Genomic DNA, 14,541 nt, shown 5'->3' with positions numbered 1-14,541 from the left:
GATCATGGCCACCGAACCAATGAATACCGCACCGACCAATCCCCAGAGCAATTCCGACGTGAAGATTCCCGAAGACGCGCTGATCATCATCCCGGTGCGCGAGATGGTGCTGTTCCCCGGCGCCATCGCGCCGATCGCGATCGCGCGGCCGAAGTCGGTCGCTGCCGCGCAGCAGGCGCTGCGCGAGCAGCGGCCGGTCGGCATCGTCCTGCAACGCAGCCCCGAGACCGAGGAGCCCGGACCGGACGACCTCTATCGGGTCGCGACCATCGCCAACATCGTGCGCTACATCACCGCACCCGACGGCACCCATCACATCGTCTGCCAGGGCGTGCAGCGCGCGCGCATCCTCGACTTCCTGCCCGGGACGCCGTTCCCGGCCGCGCGGATCCAGCAGATTCCGGAGCCGACCACGAGCACGCCCGAGATCGAGGCCCGCGGGCTCAACCTGCAGCGTCAGGCCATCGAGGCGATCGAGCTGCTGCCGCAGGCGCCGCCCGAGCTGATCGCGATGTTCCAGGGCACCACCGCGCCCGGCGCGCTGGCGGACCTGGCGACCTCGTTCATGGACATCAAGCCGCAGGACAAGCAGGAGGTGTTGGAGACCATCGACCTCGCTCTGCGTGTCGAGAAGGTGTCGAAGCATCTGGCCGAACGGCTGGAGGTGCTGCGCATCAGCAACGAGATCGGCCAGCAGACCCGCGCCAGCTTCGACGAACGGCAGCGCGAGGCGATCCTGCGCGAGCAGATGGCGACCATTCAGCGCCAGCTCGGCGAAGGCGACGGCAAGGCGGCCGAGGTCGCCGAGCTGACCGCTGCCATCGCCAAGGCCAACATGCCGCCCGAGGCCGACGCGCATGCGAAGAAGGAGCTGCGCCGCTACGAGCGCATGCCGGAGGCCGCCGGCGAGGCCGGCATGGTCCGCACTTACCTGGACTGGCTGATCGAGCTGCCGTGGGCGCTGCCCGCGGAGAAGCCGATCGACATCAAGGAAGCGCGCCGCATCCTCGATGCCGATCACTTTGGCCTGGAGAAGATCAAGAGCCGGATCATCGAATATCTGGCGGTGCGCAAGCTGGCGCCGCAGGGCAAGGCGCCGATCCTGTGCTTCGTCGGACCGCCCGGCGTCGGCAAGACCTCGCTCGGTCAATCCATCGCACGCGCGATGGACCGTCCCTTCGTGCGCGTCAGCCTCGGCGGCGTGCATGACGAGGCCGAGATCCGCGGCCATCGGCGCACCTATATCGGCGCGCTGCCCGGCAACATCATCCAGGGCATCAAGAAGGCGGGCACCCGGAACTGCGTCATGATGCTGGACGAGATCGACAAGATGGGTCGCGGCGTGCAGGGCGATCCTTCCGCCGCGATGCTGGAGGTGCTCGACCCCGAGCAGAACGGGACGTTCCGGGACAATTATTTGGGCGTGCCCTTCGACCTGTCACGCGTGGTGTTCATCGCGACCGCCAACATGCTGGACCAGATCCCGGGTCCGCTGCTGGATCGCATGGAGCTGATCAGCCTCACCGGCTACACCCAGGAAGAGAAACTGGAGATCGCCAAGCGCTATCTGGTGCGGCGGCAGCTCGAGGCCAACGGCTTGACGGCCGAGCAGGCCGAGATCGAGCCGGAGGCGCTGAAGCTGGTGGTCAACGGCTACACGCGCGAAGCCGGCGTGCGTAACCTCGAGCGTGAGATCGGCAAGCTGTTCCGGCATGCCGCGGTGCAGGTCGCCGAGGGCACCGCCGTAAGGGTCGTCGTGACGCCGAAGGACATCGGCACCGTGCTCGGTCAGCCGCGCTTCGAAGGCGAGATCGCGCAGCGCACCAGCATTCCGGGCGTCGCCACCGGCCTGGCCTGGACGCCGGTCGGCGGCGACATCCTGTTCATCGAGGCCTCGCGGGTATCCGGCCGCGGCGGCATGATCCTGACCGGCCAGCTCGGCGAGGTCATGCGCGAGAGCGTGCAGGCTGCGATGACGCTGGTGAAGAGCAAGGCCACGCAGCTCGGGATCGATCCGCAGCTGTTCGAAAAGAGCGACATCCACGTTCACGTGCCCGCAGGCGCGACCCCGAAGGACGGGCCGAGCGCGGGCGTTGCGATGTTCACGGCGCTGACGTCTCTGCTCACCAATCGCACGGTGCGCAGCGACACCGCCATGACCGGCGAGATCTCGCTCCGCGGCCTGGTGCTGCCGGTCGGTGGCATCAAGGAGAAAGTGGTGGCGGCTGCGGCCGCGGGGCTGAAGCGGGTGATGCTGCCGGCGCGCAACAAGCGGGACTACGACGACATCCCGAAGAGCGCGCGGGACAACCTCGAATTCATCTGGCTGGAGCGCGTCGACGAAGCCATCGCCGCGGCGCTCGAGCCGGCCGAGGCCCAAGCCGATGCCAAGGTCGAAGCGGCGGAGTGAATGTGATGAAGAAACTGCTGGAAAGAGCGAAGCGATCGCGGCAGGCGCAGCGGCTGCGGCAGTTGCTCGATCGCGCCATCGACGGGGTTCGCGATGCGCTGGCGGCATCAGGACCGCGGCTTCAGCCGGTCCCGGTCCGCGCGAAGCGCCGCAAGGGTTGAGCCCTCCGTCTCAAGTCCTCGCGACAGCCCCGAACAAAAGGCCCCCTCCTACGGGAGGGGGCCTTTGCGTCGTTAGCCCACGGCGTCCTTGGCGGCCTTGACCGGGCGGGCGCGAACGATCTTGCGGGCCGGCTTGGCCTTGAACATCATCTCTTCGCCCGTGAACGGGTTGGTGCCCTTGCGTGCCTTGGTCGCGGGCTTCTTGATGACCACGAACTTGGCGAAGCCCGGCACCAGGAACAGGCCGTTCTTCTTGAGCTCCTTGTGGCCGACGTCGGTCAGCGTCTCCATGACGCTCTTGACGTCACGCTTGGAAAGCTCGGTGGTGGTCGCGATCTTTTCGATCAGCTGCGATTTCGACATTTGGGTGGCCATCGTGTCTCCTCTGATTCGTTGACGGCTGCATATTAGACCAACCGGTGAAGGCCTATAGCCTTCTGCACAGTTTTGTCGGGGTTTTACGGGCTTTTTTGGCCCTCTGTGGCAAAAAACCCTGCTTTTTAGCCACTTCCGGAGCGGGAGAAGCCTCAGGCAGCGGATTTTACCTTGTTTCAAAGGCCCGCACGCAGCCTTGCTAAAGCTGATTCGATGCTTTCGACAAGCGACGACCGGCCTCTTTGTCGGAGTCCGGTCGCGATTCACCCTGGAAAATAAGCCTAGATCGTCGTGATGCGGCGATCGCGGGGACTTTTTTCCCTTATCTTTGCAGAGCGCGACGAGCTTTCGCTCGCGCTAGATACGTTCGATGATGACGGCCGGGGCCATGCCACCGGCCGCGCACATGGTGACCAGACCGCGCTTCAAGTCGCGCCGTTCGAGCTCGTCGAGCACGGTGCCGATCAGGATCGAGCCGGTGGCGCCGATGGGATGGCCGAGTGCGATCGAGCCGCCATTGACGTTGACCTTGGCGCGATCGAGCTTGAGGTCGCGGATGTATTTTTCCGCAACCACGGCAAAGGCCTCGTTGATCTCGAACAGGTCGATGTCGTCGATGGTCAGCCCCGCTTTCGCCAGCACCTTGCGCGTCGCCGGCACCGGCGCGTTCAGCATCAGCGTCGGCGAGTCCCCCATGTTGGCCATCGCAACCACGCGGGCGCGCGGCTTGAGCCCATGCGCCTTCGCGTAAGCAGGCGACGCCAGAAGGATCGCGGCCGCGCCGTCGACGACGCCGGACGAATTGCCGGCGTGGTGCATGAAGTCGATCTCGAGGTCGGGGTACTCCTGCAGGATCAGGCCGCGATAGGTCGTGCCCTTGTCGTCGAGCGCATGGTCGGCGACCGCAGGGAATGCCGGCTTCAACGCGCTCAGCCCTTCCATCGTGGTCTGCGGTCGCGGATATTCTTCATGGTCGAGCGCGAGGCTGCCATCCTCGCGATGCACCGGCACGAGGCTGTTCTTGAAGTGGCCGTTCGCGATCGCGTGCGCGGCGCGCTTCTGGCTTTCGAGGCCGAGCGCGTCGACGTCCCTTCGCGTGATGCCTTCCAGCGTTGCGATCGCGTCGGCGCAAACGCCCTGATGCGACTGCGGATGCCGCGCACGCAGGCGCAGATTGCCGTTGTCCATCATCATCGGACCGCCGCCGCGCCGGCCTTCCATCGACATCATCTCGCAGCCGCCGGCGACGACGAGGTCTTCCGCGCCCGCCATGATCGAGCTTGCAGCCATGTTGACGCTGGTGATGCCGCTTCCACAAAAGCGATCCAGCGTCACGGCGCTGGCGCGCACGTCGTAGCCGGCGTCCAGCGCCGACATGCGGCCGAGATCGCCGCCTTGGGTTGCGACCTGCGCGCTGCAGCCCCAGATGATGTCGTCGACATCGGCGGTGTCGATGCCGGTGCGCGTCGCGAGCGCGCGCAGCACGGTTGCTCCCAGCTGCTGCGGATGAATGCCCGAGAGTGCCCCCTTGCCAGCCTTGCCGACGCCCCGCGGAGTTCGGCAGGCATCAATGATAAGTGCGTCGGTCATTGGCGTTTCCTCTTTTTGAATGGTTAGAGGCGTTTTGAATCAGGAGGCGAAGGGAGTCAATGCACGCTGGCGGGACCCCTCACCCTGTCTCCTCAGCGCGAGCCAAGCTCGTCGCGCCCCAGCAAGAACGGGGCGCGGGAGAGCAATCACACCCCCGCCGCGTTCTTCGCGATCACGTTGCGATAGAAGCTGGCGCTGAGTTTCGGCGTGCGCACCTGCGTGTCGAAATTGACGTGGTAGAGCCCAAAGCGCTTGTTGAGCCCGAACACCCATTCAAAATTGTCCATCAAGCTCCAGAGGAAGTAGCCGCGCACCGGCACGCCTTCGGCGGTGGCGCGCTGGAGCTGGGCGAGGTAGTTGCGCAAATACATGATGCGGTCGGTGTCGTAGATCTTGCCGTCAGGCGTCACGACGTCGTCGCCGGAGGTGCCGTTCTCGCTGATATAGATCGCGTCCGTCTTCCAGATCTTCGCCGCCAGCTTCGGCACCCAGTAGATCGTCTCGGGACCGATGCGCAGCCAGTCCGAATTCATGTGCGGGAACGATTTCGGGATCGGCAGCGGCATGAAGCCCGCGCCCTGGTCGGAGGCCACCACGTAGTTCTGCGGCGCGTAGATGTTGAGGCCGAGGAAATCGACCGGCGAGGAGATGATCTTCAGCTCCGCATCGGTGTATTTCGGCGCGTCGCGCCCGGCGAACTTCAGGAAGGCGTCGGTGTACTGGCCCGTCATGATGACGTTGAGATAGCCGGCGTTCATTTCGCGCAGCGCGATCTCGGCGGCACGGACGTTCTCCGGTGTGTCGATCGCGGGGGCGCAGGCATCGATGTTCTCGGCCGGCCCCACCCTGATGCCGCGGCGGCCATGGGCGCGTACCGCCTGCACCGCGAGCCCGTGTGCGAGCGCGCTGTTGTGCCTGATCTGGTTGACCTCGGCTTGCGGCAGCGTCACGCCGGGCGCGTCGATGCCGATGCCGTAGCCGAAATGGACGAACCGACCGCTCTCGTTCAGTGTAAAGACGTTCTTGACGCGATCGGTCAGGTGCTCGGCGACATAGGCCGCGTAATCGCCGAATATCTTGCAGGTCTCCGTCGAGCGCCAGCCGCCAAACCGGTCCTGGAGCGATTGCGGCAGGTCCCAATGATAAAGCGTCAGCCACGGCTCGATGCCGTTCTTGAGGAGTTCGTCGACCAGGCGGTTGTAGAAGTCGAGTCCCTTCGGGTTGGGCTTGCCGTCGCCGTCCGGAAACAGCCGCGGCCAGGCCACCGAGAAGCGATAAGCCTTGCAGCCGAGCTCCTTGATGAGCGCGATGTCCTCCTTGTAGCGGTGATAGTGCTCGTTGGCGCGGTCGCCGGTCGAGCCGTCTTCGATCTTGCCGGGGATGCGGACGAACTTGTCCCAGATCGAGGCCCCTCGCCCGTCCTCGTTGACCGCGCCCTCGACCTGATAGGACGAGGTCGCGGTGCCCCAGACGAAGCCCGCCGGAAAGCCGTCCCCGCTCCGTGGCGGGGATGCGGGTTTGGCGTCCGCCCCTCCGAGAGGATTGGCGATGCCGGCTGCGGACAATCCCGCCAGCGTGGCGAACTGGCGACGCGAGACCTTGTCCGACATTGATAGTGCTCCGGGGCGATGCTGTTGCGGCGGCACCATGGCGAATCGCGGGTCGTTTGAGAAGCGGGCGAGCCGAAGGCTGAGGATGCAGAATTGCCGAATGCGACAAAGTTGTCCGAAAGGGGCCACGCCGATCGTCGGCCGAGCTACCCCAAAAGTCGAAATATCAGCCCCACCGTCATTCGAATTCCAGCCCAATCCGGCGAGGAAGTTATCAGTTCCCCTCGACAGGGGCCCGTAGGCTCACAGAATGCCATAAACCCCACGGAAATTACGACCAAAGTTCGCAAATATGGGATATGGTGCAACCATCGCCGCTCCGCTCTGGGCGATTGTCTGTCTGCACCGGTCAACCAAGAGAATGACTGACTTATGACGCGGTTCGACCGCATCATACTGTGGTAACCTCTTCCGCTGGACCAAGTGCCTGTCCTGCCAGGGATACAACGACTGACCCGCGTCAGAGTCACTGTGAATTCGAGGTAGATCTATGTCGTATGCCTACAAGCTGAATGAAGACGTTCGCCACCAGCCCCAAGGCCCACAAGGACGTGCCGCAACCGAGCCACCGATGATTTATACCATCGTCCAGCATATGCCCATCGAGGCCGATGGACGTCTCCGATACCGCATCAAGTGCAAGTCGGAGAAAATCGAGCGAGTCGTCACGGAAGATCAGCTTTCGTATTCGCAGTGAACTGCTCGATGACGGCGGCTCCCTCGCTCAGCGCGAGCGCTTCGGCAACTTTGGCAGCTTGTCGGGATTGAACGGCGGTATCTGCCGGGTTCGTTCTGGCGCGGGCGTCTGCTGTTCCGTCAGGATCAGCGTACCCTGGAGGATCATTCCCGGCACTTGCGCTGCCGTCGCCGTGTAGGTCGCGACCTTGCCCGGGCAGTTTCCCTCGATATCCAGCGTGAGCTCATCGTCGACGCCGAACACCGTTGCGCGTCCGTCGGTGTGGCGCTTCGTCGACACGGTGGCGGTGAAGCGATCTCCGTCGACCTTGCAAGAGCCGTGATAGGTCATCAGGCTGTCGCAGCCCCAGATCTGTCCGTCTGCGACATGGACGATCCCGGTCCCCTGATCGAGCGGCGTCTTGTACCACGCCGCATAGGTGCCGTCCTTCAACATGGGAGCAGTCTCCCGGTATTCCCTCGCGCATCATCGACACGATCAGCGCTAACAAAGCGTTAATCGCGCGGCCCGTGCCAATCCGGACTATTCCTGCGCAGCTCGGCTTCGAGGTCTTCAATGATGCTGTGAAGCAGACACGCGGCAAGCGGATCGGTCACTTCGCGCTCCAAATGCCGGTAACGCGCGATCTGGAATTCCTGCTCTCTCAACTGGTGCTCTGTCATCGGACGGGCCCTCCGACGAACCGACGCAGAGACAGCCGAACAGTTTCGTTACAATTTTAGGATCATTCGCTATGGTTTCCGATCGGTAAAAGCAACGCGACGCCAAGCTTCGCCGGCGCAAGGGATCATCGGAGATTTCGAAAGGTCGATACGCCGACATGCGCCGCTGTTACGGCACGTCACCACTTCTCCGATTCTCGCCGATGCTGTGCGGCTTGTTGAGGAAGAACTCCCGGTTACCGAGAGCCGCTTCCGCATACTGGTCGATCGCAACCTGGATGGCCTCGATGTGCATGCGGCACCAGCCCTCGAGGCAGGACAGGCGCCGCGCATGATGGAGAGCCTTCAGAAATTCCGGGGGCTCCTGCATGTCGGAAAAGTAGGTCGGCCTCTCCCCCTTCATGCCCGTGCCATCTCTCGCGGCGGCACCAGCCGGCGCTTCTCAACACCGACGCGCGATGGCATCGGCCGACGGCGGGGAACGAAGAGGCTGGCGACGACGATCGGGTCGGTGTCTCCGAGCGCGGCCCGCTCCTGAACGAGCCCGCTCATCACCGTGCGCATCTTCATGACTTCGCCTGCGACGAAGCTACAGTCCTCGTCTCTGTTGATCTGCTCATGCATGATGGCCTCGGCCTCACGCATGCTGACGCGCAACGCCCTGATGATCCTGCGGATTTCGTTGATGCGGTTGTCCATGGCTCGCTCCCTTGGCTGGACGAACAGCATAAGAACAAAACATGAACAATGAGTCAATCGGCTTGAGGTAGAACAGAGCCGGCGTGACACGCCGTTCCGGGCGGCGCCACCCCGGGCTTACCGAGCCAGATCAGAACGTCACCCGCATCCCCGCATAGAATGCGCGCGGCCTTGCCGGGCTGAGTGAGCGCGGGTCGCTGAACTCGGCGGCGCCATTGGTGAAGTTGGGCACGGCTTTGGTGTCGAAGAACTGTCCGTAGGTCGCATAGCGCTTGTCGAAGATATTGTCGATCTTGCCGTAGAGCTGGACGTTCTTGGTCACTTGGTAGGACGTGTGCAGGTTGAACACGGTATAGGACGGCAGCTTCGCATATTGGTTGGACTCGTCCCCAACCAGATATTGGCTGGAGACGAACAGCGCGTTGCCGCCGACTTTCCACACGTCGGTGACGGCATAGTCGACGCCGACCTTGACGCGATGGCGCGGGATCGCGGGGAGCTGGTTGCCGGGCAGCACCTGAATGGTTTCGGTGACAGTATCCCTGAACGGGCTTTCGGAACCGAGTGCGAAAGCGTCGAGATAGCGTGCGTCGACAAACGCGTAGCTCGCCTGAAACTGAAGCGTGGGCGACTTGATGTTGACCTCGGCTTCGAGCCCCTGACGCCTGGTCCGGCCGACGTTGGAGAAATAGCCGAAGCCGGTCCGGCCGACTGCGGGAACGGCGACGATATCGTCGACATTGGTAGCGCGGAAGCCGCCGATTTTCCAACCAAGCGTGCCGATGTTCAGCTCCCTGCTGCCGCGCAGGCCCGCTTCCACGGTCTTGGACACGACCTGCTTCAATGGCGGATCGGAGACGAGAAACGCGGCAATGAGACAGGGACGGGCTGGATCGGAGCAGCCGAGCTCGAGCGGCGTCGGAACGCGATTGGCCTCGGAATAGCCGGCATAGGCCGTCAGCTCCGGCGTGATCTTGTAGGTGCCGCCGATCACCGGATTGAAGCGGGCGAAGGTGTGATCGCCGTTGAGATCGGTCCCGAGCTGATCCTCCAGCGTGATGCGCGCCACGTTGAAGCGGCCGCCGCCGGTGACGGCGAAGGCGTCCGTGACATTGAACGTGTCCATTGCGTAGAGGCCGTTATATTGATTGACGGTCCGCAGCGAGACAGGGCCGGCAACGGTATCAGGTACGCCGGTCGGCCCCAGGAAGAGGCCGCCGCCGCTGACGACGTAGTTTTCTCCGATCGTACCGATTTCGGCGGTGGCGTTGTAGCGCGTGACACTGGCGTCATAGGTCGCGCCCATCACGAAGCGGTTGTCGTGGCCGAACAGCTGGTCGGTGTTGGTGGCCTGCCCCGACACGCCGAAGGTGGTCGAACGTATCGAGCTGCGGTCGATCTCGCCGAGGACGGTCCCGGACGCGAAAGGATTGGCAAGCGGCAGGCCGTTAACGCCGTTTGCCGGTGTGGCGCCGTCGCCGAAGCAAAGAAGGCCGGTGAGCCCCGGATCGGTGCATTCCTGCGCGTCGGTCGGATTGCCGTCGACGAGCTTCTGCTCGTACCTGCGCACATGCGCGGTGCCTTCGAGCGTCCAGGTCGGCGTCGCATCGACCTTGCCTGTCAAGTTGAGATAGCCGACGCGATTGGAAGTGGTCTGCGGGGTCGTGTAGGTCGCGCCCCAATATTTGTCGAGCAGCTCGGCGGGAACGGTGGCGTTGGCGCCGAAATCGTTCTTGGCGACGCCCATATTGGCGTGGAATTCGCTGTCGCCGGCCTTGTAGCCGACGTCGCCGTAGAAGCGCCGCACGTCGGATTGGGAGAAATTGCGGAAGCCGTTGTCGTGCAGGCCTTCGAGCGCGGCATAGACGCCGTAGTTCTTGTCAACCGTCTTGCCCCATTGCGCCGAGCCCTGGATGCGGCCGAACGAGCCGCCCATGAGATCAAGCTCCGCGCCCTGATAGGTGAAACCGTCCTTCATTTGCAAATTGATCGCGCCGCCTAGCGCGTTGAGGCCGAAGGCGGGATTGTTGGTCACGAGCGTCATCGACCGGATCGCCGCGGTCGGGATCAGGTCCCAGTTGACGGCATCGGAGAAGGCTTCGTTGATGCGAACGCCGTTCTGATACACCGCGAGGCCTTGCGGCGTGCCCGTCACGGGCGAAGCGACGAAGCCGCGGAATTCGACATTCGGCTGGAACGGATTGCCAGTGACCTCGGTGATGTTAACGCCGGCGATGTTGTCGCGAAGCGCGTCGGTGATGTTCAAGGAGCCGGTGCGCTTGATCTGGCTGGCGTCGACGGCGTTGATCGCCGACGGAACCTTGTCGACGTCAAGACCTCTGCCGGCACCCGGCGCGGTCGGGTAGACGTAAAGGCGCGTCTTGGGGCTGGCGGATGACGGTGCCCCGATGTGCGCGACCGGTCGCGATGACGCGGTGCGTCGCGCCGTTGACCGCGGCGGCGCCGTTACCTCGACAGGCGGCAAGTTCTGGACGTTAGTTTCTTCGTCCTGCGCGGCCCCCGCGGGGATCGCGAAGACGGAGAGCAGCGCGGTCGAAACCGAGGCCATCAACAAACGACGCTTGAACCAAATAGCTTTGAACCAAAGAGCCTTGCCCATCCCAGCCTTCCCATCCGTGACCACCGGCTGTTTTGATTTTCGCCGGTTGGTCGAGACGAGTGTAATCGGCAGGGATGCGTGCGCCAGCCACAAAAGGTCGGGCCGTATCCGCACCAATTTTCCCGACAAAATCGGGAATTTTTCCCGACGCGATCAGGCCGCCGCCGTCGGAACCAGGGCCTCTACGGTCAGACCGCCGTCACCCGAGACGACGTTGAGCGTGCCGCCCAGCGCCAGAATCCGCTCGCGCATGCCGACGAGCCCGAAGCCGAGCTTCTGGCCCGGCTCCATGCCGCGGCCGTTGTCGCTGATCCGCACTCGGGCACCGCTGCGGCCATCGCTTGCCGCCTGCGCCACCGGCTCGATGACGACATTGACCGAGGTCGCGCCGGCGTGGCGGAACACGTTGGTGAGCGCCTCCTGCACGATGCGGTAGATGGTGAGGTCGGCGGTCTCCCCGGTGACGCCAAGCGCCGGCGAGATCACGGTCTCGATGGCGACATCGGGATGCGACTCCCGCCACAGCCGCGACAGCGATTCCAGTGCCTGGCGCAGGCCGAGCTCGGCCAGGCCGACAGGCCGGAGGCGCTCCAGCACGCGGCGATTGAACTGTTGAAGCGCGTTGATCTGCTCCAGCATGGCGCTGCCGTGTTTTCGCACGGCCTCGGCACTCGGGGCGCGTCCATCCGCCTGCTTCGCCAGCGCGCTGACATGCGCGCGTAGCGAGAACAGATATGGCCCGAACTCGTCATGGAGCTCGCGCGCGATCTCCTTGCGCTCGACGTCCTGGAGCGACACCGTGCGCTCGGCGAGGCGCCGCTTGTCCTCGATGGCGTCACTGAGCGTCGCCGCAAGATGGTTGAGCTTGGTGCAGATCGCGGCGAGCTCCGGCGCGCCGCCCGGCGCGACGCGCGCCTGATAGCGCCCGTCTTCGAGCTCGGCCATCACATCCGCCAGCGACTGGAGCGGCGCCAGTGCCCGGCCGATCACATTCATCATCACCAAGAACAGCGCCAGCGCGATCACCGAGCCGACCTCGAGCTGGGTCACGATGGCGTCCCAGATCTCGGCGATCTCGTCATCGGGATGGGAGGTGATCAGCAGCGAACCCGGCTTGCCATGGATCGAGACGGGTACGCTCACCGCGGTCTGCTCGGGATGAACCAAGCTGACGAACCAGGCCGGCGGCGCGCGGGTGTCGTCATCGACGTCGGTCCGCGGCTGCGTCAGCGGACTGCCGGCTTCGTCCCGAAGCGCGATGCTGACATGGCGCAGGCGACTGAGGTCGCGCGCAATCTGGTTGAGCCTGGCATCCGGATCGGGCGCCTCGTTGAGATCCGCAACGATCATCTCGATGAATTCGCGCGCGAGCCGGATCACGCTCTGGTCCTCGGCCTGCACGCGCGGCCCGGCTTCTGCGACCTGGCGGCCGATATTGACGGCGAGTCCCAGCGCCAGCAGCAGCGCCAGGAGCAGGTTGATGCGCCCGCGCAAGGATAGATTTTGCCACATTGGTATCGCCCGTGCCCCCGCGAAGGATTGGCCTGCGCCTGTCCGATAACGTTGACAGAGGCGAAGCGCCCGATATCTAATCGAAAGCGTACAGCAATCCCGGCCGGGCGCGAAACAGGCCAAGACGCTGTCGCGAGGAACGCCTATGCGCATTTTGATCGTCGACGATCATCCCATCGTCGCCTCCGGCTGCCGTGCCGTGCTGGCCGACGAGGGCGAGATCGAGATTTTGGAGGCCGCCGACGCCGAAGACGGCGAGTGCGTCTTCATCGTCGAGCGCCCCGACCTCTCGATCATCGACATCAACCTGCCGACCGTGTCCGGCTTTGAGCTCGCGCGCCGCATCCTCGAGCGCGCGCCCGAGGCCCGAATCATCATGTTCAGCATGAACGACGACCCTGCTTTTGCCGCGCGTGCGATCGAGTGCGGCGCCAAGGGCTATGTCTCCAAGACCGGTGACCCCGATGATCTCGTCGAGGCGATTCGCATCGTTGGCGGCGGCGGCACCTATCTGCCGAGCGCGATCGCGCGCAGCATCGCCTTTGCGGGACCCGCGCTGGCGCAAAGCCCGCTGTCGAAACTGAATGCGCGCGAGATGGAGATTTTGCGGCTGCTCAGCGCCGGAAAGAGCCTTTCCGAGATCGCCTGGCTGGTGCAGTCGTCCTACAAGACTGTCGCCAACACCTCGTCCATCATGCGCCAGAAGCTCGGGGTGAAAACCTCTGTCGAGCTGGTGCGGCTGGCGATCGACAGTGGCGTGGCCTGACGGCCGCCACGAATTCGGTCACACAAGCGTTGCAATCCTGATGTGGTTTGATGCCACGGAGCATAATGGCATGACGATACAGACTGTCTCGACTAATACATCCTATGGCGGCGTGCAGGGCGTGTATCGCCATGCCAGCGAGGCAACCGGAACCGACATGGTGTTCTCGGTCTATGTTCCTCCGCACGCGCAGGGCGCCAAGCTGCCCGTGGTCTGGTATCTCTCCGGCCTCACCTGCACGCATGCCAACGTCACCGAGAAAGGCGAATTCCGCAAAGCCTGCGCCGAGCTCGGCCTGATCTTCGTCGCGCCCGACACCTCCCCGCGGGGCCCCGACGTGCCGGGCGATGCCAATAATGCCTATGATTTCGGTCTTGGCGCCGGCTTCTATGTCGACGCGACGGAAGCGCCGTTTTCGCGCAATTATCGCATGTGGAGCTACGTCACCGACGAACTGCCGAAACTCGTGGCGGAGAATTTTCCGGTCGATGCCAAGCGGCAATCGGTGATGGGCCATTCGATGGGCGGCCATGGCGCATTGACGGTCGCGCTGCGCAACCCGCACCGTTTTCGCGCGGCCAGCGCCTTTGCGCCGATCGTGGCGCCATCGCTCGTGCCCTGGGGCATCAAGGCGCTGACGGGCTATCTCGGGCCGAACAAGGATATGTGGCGCAGCCACGACACGGTGGCGCTGATCGAGGACGGCGCGAAGTTTTCAGGCTTTCTGGTCGATGTCGGCGAGGCTGATAACTTCTTGAAGGAGCAGCTTCGTCCTGAATTGCTGCAGGCGGCCTGTGCCAAGGCCAACATCCCGCTGACGCTGCGGCGGCAGGCGGGCTATGACCACAGCTATTATTTCATCTCGACCTTCATGGGCGATCACCTGCACTGGCATGCGGAGCGATTGAAGGAGTAAATATCCCCCTCACGGCTTGCCGTAATTCGGTGCCAGCAACCGGTTGCGGATCAGATAACTCATCGTGCGCGTCCAGGATTCATCCGTGTTGCCGCGCATGTCGGCGCTGGCGGCCGTGATCATGTTGCCGGTCTTCACGTCGCGCAGATAGATGTTCAGATTGATGATCAGGTTCGAGACCTTCTGCACCATGCCGGTGATTTCCAAATCGGCACCGAGCTGCCCGGCAAGCTTGAGGTCGCAGCCGCCGCAAGCCTGCAGATTGGCGTGACGGGCCGCGTCCCGGACCGGCGCGATATCGATCAGCTGGAACCTGCCTGACTCAACCAGTGCCTTGCGCAACTGCTCGCTGATGAGGTCGAGCCGCGCCTCCTCCGGCTTCGAGCCGTAGAACTCGCCGGGCAGGCTGGTGTCGATCAGTTCAAAGTCGAACACCGCGAGTTTCGGCGGATCGGCGAGCGCGGCCGAACCCGTCAACAACAAAGCTGCGAAACATATCAGCGCTCGCATGATCGTGATTCCC

General features: G+C 63.9%; 15 protein-coding genes. 5 read left to right on the top strand and 10 right to left on the bottom strand.

Annotation, left to right across the window (positions count from 1 at the left end; all coding sequences use genetic code 11):
* The first annotated feature begins 4 nt into the window (after positions 1-4).
* On the top strand, positions 5-2,410 hold the full coding sequence (gene lon / locus AC0L3K_RS29740) for an endopeptidase La (RefSeq protein WP_473254696.1): 2,406 nt from the start codon (positions 5-7) through the stop codon (positions 2,408-2,410).
* Positions 2,411-2,415: 5 nt separating this feature from the next.
* Positions 2,416-2,571, top strand: coding sequence for a hypothetical protein (locus AC0L3K_RS29735; RefSeq protein ID WP_007601430.1), 156 nt, complete (start codon positions 2,416-2,418; stop codon positions 2,569-2,571).
* A gap of 72 nt (positions 2,572-2,643) precedes the next feature.
* Here AC0L3K_RS29735 and AC0L3K_RS29730 read toward each other — a convergent pair whose 3' ends face one another.
* The 3 genes from AC0L3K_RS29730 to AC0L3K_RS29720 all read right to left on the bottom strand — a co-directional run bounded on the left by AC0L3K_RS29730 (position 2,644) and on the right by AC0L3K_RS29720 (position 6,146).
* Positions 2,644-2,946, bottom strand: coding sequence for an HU family DNA-binding protein (locus AC0L3K_RS29730; RefSeq protein WP_007601427.1), 303 nt, complete (start codon positions 2,944-2,946; stop codon positions 2,644-2,646).
* Positions 2,947-3,303: 357 nt separating this feature from the next.
* A complete protein-coding gene (locus AC0L3K_RS29725) occupies positions 3,304-4,536 on the bottom strand; it encodes an acetyl-CoA C-acetyltransferase (RefSeq protein ID WP_473367364.1) in 1,233 nt (410 codons plus the stop codon).
* A 146-nt stretch (positions 4,537-4,682) separates the two neighbouring features.
* Positions 4,683-6,146 (bottom strand): GH1 family beta-glucosidase, encoded by a 1,464-nt coding sequence (locus AC0L3K_RS29720; RefSeq protein ID WP_007601424.1) that lies wholly within the window; start codon positions 6,144-6,146, stop codon positions 4,683-4,685.
* Positions 6,147-6,636: 490 nt separating this feature from the next.
* Here AC0L3K_RS29720 and AC0L3K_RS29715 point away from each other — a divergent pair, with 490 nt between their 5' ends.
* Positions 6,637-6,843: a hypothetical protein gene (locus AC0L3K_RS29715; RefSeq protein ID WP_007601421.1), complete on the top strand. Its 207-nt coding sequence runs from the start codon at positions 6,637-6,639 to the stop codon at positions 6,841-6,843.
* Positions 6,844-6,870: 27 nt separating this feature from the next.
* Here AC0L3K_RS29715 and AC0L3K_RS29710 read toward each other — a convergent pair whose 3' ends face one another.
* From AC0L3K_RS29710 to AC0L3K_RS29685, 6 genes are all read right to left on the bottom strand, one after another.
* Positions 6,871-7,278: a hypothetical protein gene (locus tag AC0L3K_RS29710; RefSeq protein ID WP_219678769.1), complete on the bottom strand. Its 408-nt coding sequence runs from the start codon at positions 7,276-7,278 to the stop codon at positions 6,871-6,873.
* A 59-nt stretch (positions 7,279-7,337) separates the two neighbouring features.
* Positions 7,338-7,505 carry a hypothetical protein gene (locus AC0L3K_RS29705; RefSeq protein ID WP_007601419.1) on the bottom strand — a complete coding sequence of 56 codons (168 nt, stop codon included), beginning with the start codon at positions 7,503-7,505 and terminating at the stop codon, positions 7,338-7,340.
* A 169-nt stretch (positions 7,506-7,674) separates the two neighbouring features.
* The gene (locus AC0L3K_RS29700; protein ID WP_007601418.1) at positions 7,675-7,908 is read right to left on the bottom strand and encodes a hypothetical protein; all 234 of its coding nucleotides are present in this window, start codon (positions 7,906-7,908) and stop codon (positions 7,675-7,677) included.
* Complete coding sequence (locus AC0L3K_RS29695; protein ID WP_007601417.1) at positions 7,905-8,204, bottom strand: hypothetical protein; 300 nt, start codon at positions 8,202-8,204, stop codon at positions 7,905-7,907. Before AC0L3K_RS29695 ends, AC0L3K_RS29700 begins: the two co-directional genes overlap by 4 nt.
* Positions 8,205-8,334: 130 nt before the next feature.
* Positions 8,335-10,824, bottom strand: coding sequence for a TonB-dependent receptor (locus AC0L3K_RS29690; protein ID WP_473367363.1), 2,490 nt, complete (start codon positions 10,822-10,824; stop codon positions 8,335-8,337).
* A gap of 153 nt (positions 10,825-10,977) precedes the next feature.
* On the bottom strand, positions 10,978-12,336 hold the full coding sequence (locus tag AC0L3K_RS29685; RefSeq protein ID WP_473367362.1) for a histidine kinase: 1,359 nt from the start codon (positions 12,334-12,336) through the stop codon (positions 10,978-10,980).
* A 145-nt stretch (positions 12,337-12,481) separates the two neighbouring features.
* Between AC0L3K_RS29685 and AC0L3K_RS29680 the strand changes: the two genes are divergently transcribed.
* Together AC0L3K_RS29680 and fghA are read left to right on the top strand one after the other, a co-directional pair.
* Complete coding sequence (locus tag AC0L3K_RS29680) at positions 12,482-13,102, top strand: response regulator (protein ID WP_007601414.1); 621 nt, start codon at positions 12,482-12,484, stop codon at positions 13,100-13,102.
* Positions 13,103-13,172: 70 nt separating this feature from the next.
* A complete protein-coding gene (gene fghA, locus AC0L3K_RS29675; RefSeq protein WP_354201697.1) occupies positions 13,173-14,018 on the top strand; it encodes an S-formylglutathione hydrolase in 846 nt (281 codons plus the stop codon).
* Between the two features lie 9 nt (positions 14,019-14,027).
* On the opposite strand, the gene AC0L3K_RS29670 is transcribed toward fghA, so the two are convergent.
* Entirely contained in the window at positions 14,028-14,528 is a 501-nt protein-coding gene (locus AC0L3K_RS29670; RefSeq protein WP_219678755.1) for a DUF3280 domain-containing protein, read from the bottom strand.
* Between the last annotated feature and the right edge of the window lie 13 nt (positions 14,529-14,541).

Source organism: Bradyrhizobium sp. MI1.10 (assembly GCF_055811035.1).
Note: the sequence above shows the minus strand (reverse complement) of the source record. Positions and strands in the feature narration are given on the sequence as shown.

What these genes read in the sequence shown, in the direction of transcription:
- lon (WP_473254696.1), top strand. Translation starts at nt 5, where the DNA reads ATGGCCACCGAACCAATGAATACCGCACCGACCAATCCCCAGAGCAAT.
- AC0L3K_RS29735 (WP_007601430.1), top strand. Translation starts at nt 2,416, where the DNA reads ATGAAGAAACTGCTGGAAAGAGCGAAGCGATCGCGGCAGGCGCAGCGG.
- AC0L3K_RS29730 (WP_007601427.1), bottom strand. Translation starts at nt 2,946, where the DNA reads ATGGCCACCCAAATGTCGAAATCGCAGCTGATCGAAAAGATCGCGACC.
- AC0L3K_RS29725 (WP_473367364.1), bottom strand. Translation starts at nt 4,536, where the DNA reads ATGACCGACGCACTTATCATTGATGCCTGCCGAACTCCGCGGGGCGTC.
- AC0L3K_RS29720 (WP_007601424.1), bottom strand. Translation starts at nt 6,146, where the DNA reads ATGTCGGACAAGGTCTCGCGTCGCCAGTTCGCCACGCTGGCGGGATTG.
- AC0L3K_RS29715 (WP_007601421.1), top strand. Translation starts at nt 6,637, where the DNA reads ATGTCGTATGCCTACAAGCTGAATGAAGACGTTCGCCACCAGCCCCAA.
- AC0L3K_RS29710 (WP_219678769.1), bottom strand. Translation starts at nt 7,278, where the DNA reads ATGTTGAAGGACGGCACCTATGCGGCGTGGTACAAGACGCCGCTCGAT.
- AC0L3K_RS29705 (WP_007601419.1), bottom strand. Translation starts at nt 7,505, where the DNA reads ATGACAGAGCACCAGTTGAGAGAGCAGGAATTCCAGATCGCGCGTTAC.
- AC0L3K_RS29700 (WP_007601418.1), bottom strand. Translation starts at nt 7,908, where the DNA reads ATGAAGGGGGAGAGGCCGACCTACTTTTCCGACATGCAGGAGCCCCCG.
- AC0L3K_RS29695 (WP_007601417.1), bottom strand. Translation starts at nt 8,204, where the DNA reads ATGGACAACCGCATCAACGAAATCCGCAGGATCATCAGGGCGTTGCGC.
- AC0L3K_RS29690 (WP_473367363.1), bottom strand. Translation starts at nt 10,824, where the DNA reads ATGGGCAAGGCTCTTTGGTTCAAAGCTATTTGGTTCAAGCGTCGTTTG.
- AC0L3K_RS29685 (WP_473367362.1), bottom strand. Translation starts at nt 12,336, where the DNA reads ATGTGGCAAAATCTATCCTTGCGCGGGCGCATCAACCTGCTCCTGGCG.
- AC0L3K_RS29680 (WP_007601414.1), top strand. Translation starts at nt 12,482, where the DNA reads ATGCGCATTTTGATCGTCGACGATCATCCCATCGTCGCCTCCGGCTGC.
- fghA (WP_354201697.1), top strand. Translation starts at nt 13,173, where the DNA reads ATGACGATACAGACTGTCTCGACTAATACATCCTATGGCGGCGTGCAG.
- AC0L3K_RS29670 (WP_219678755.1), bottom strand. Translation starts at nt 14,528, where the DNA reads ATGCGAGCGCTGATATGTTTCGCAGCTTTGTTGTTGACGGGTTCGGCC.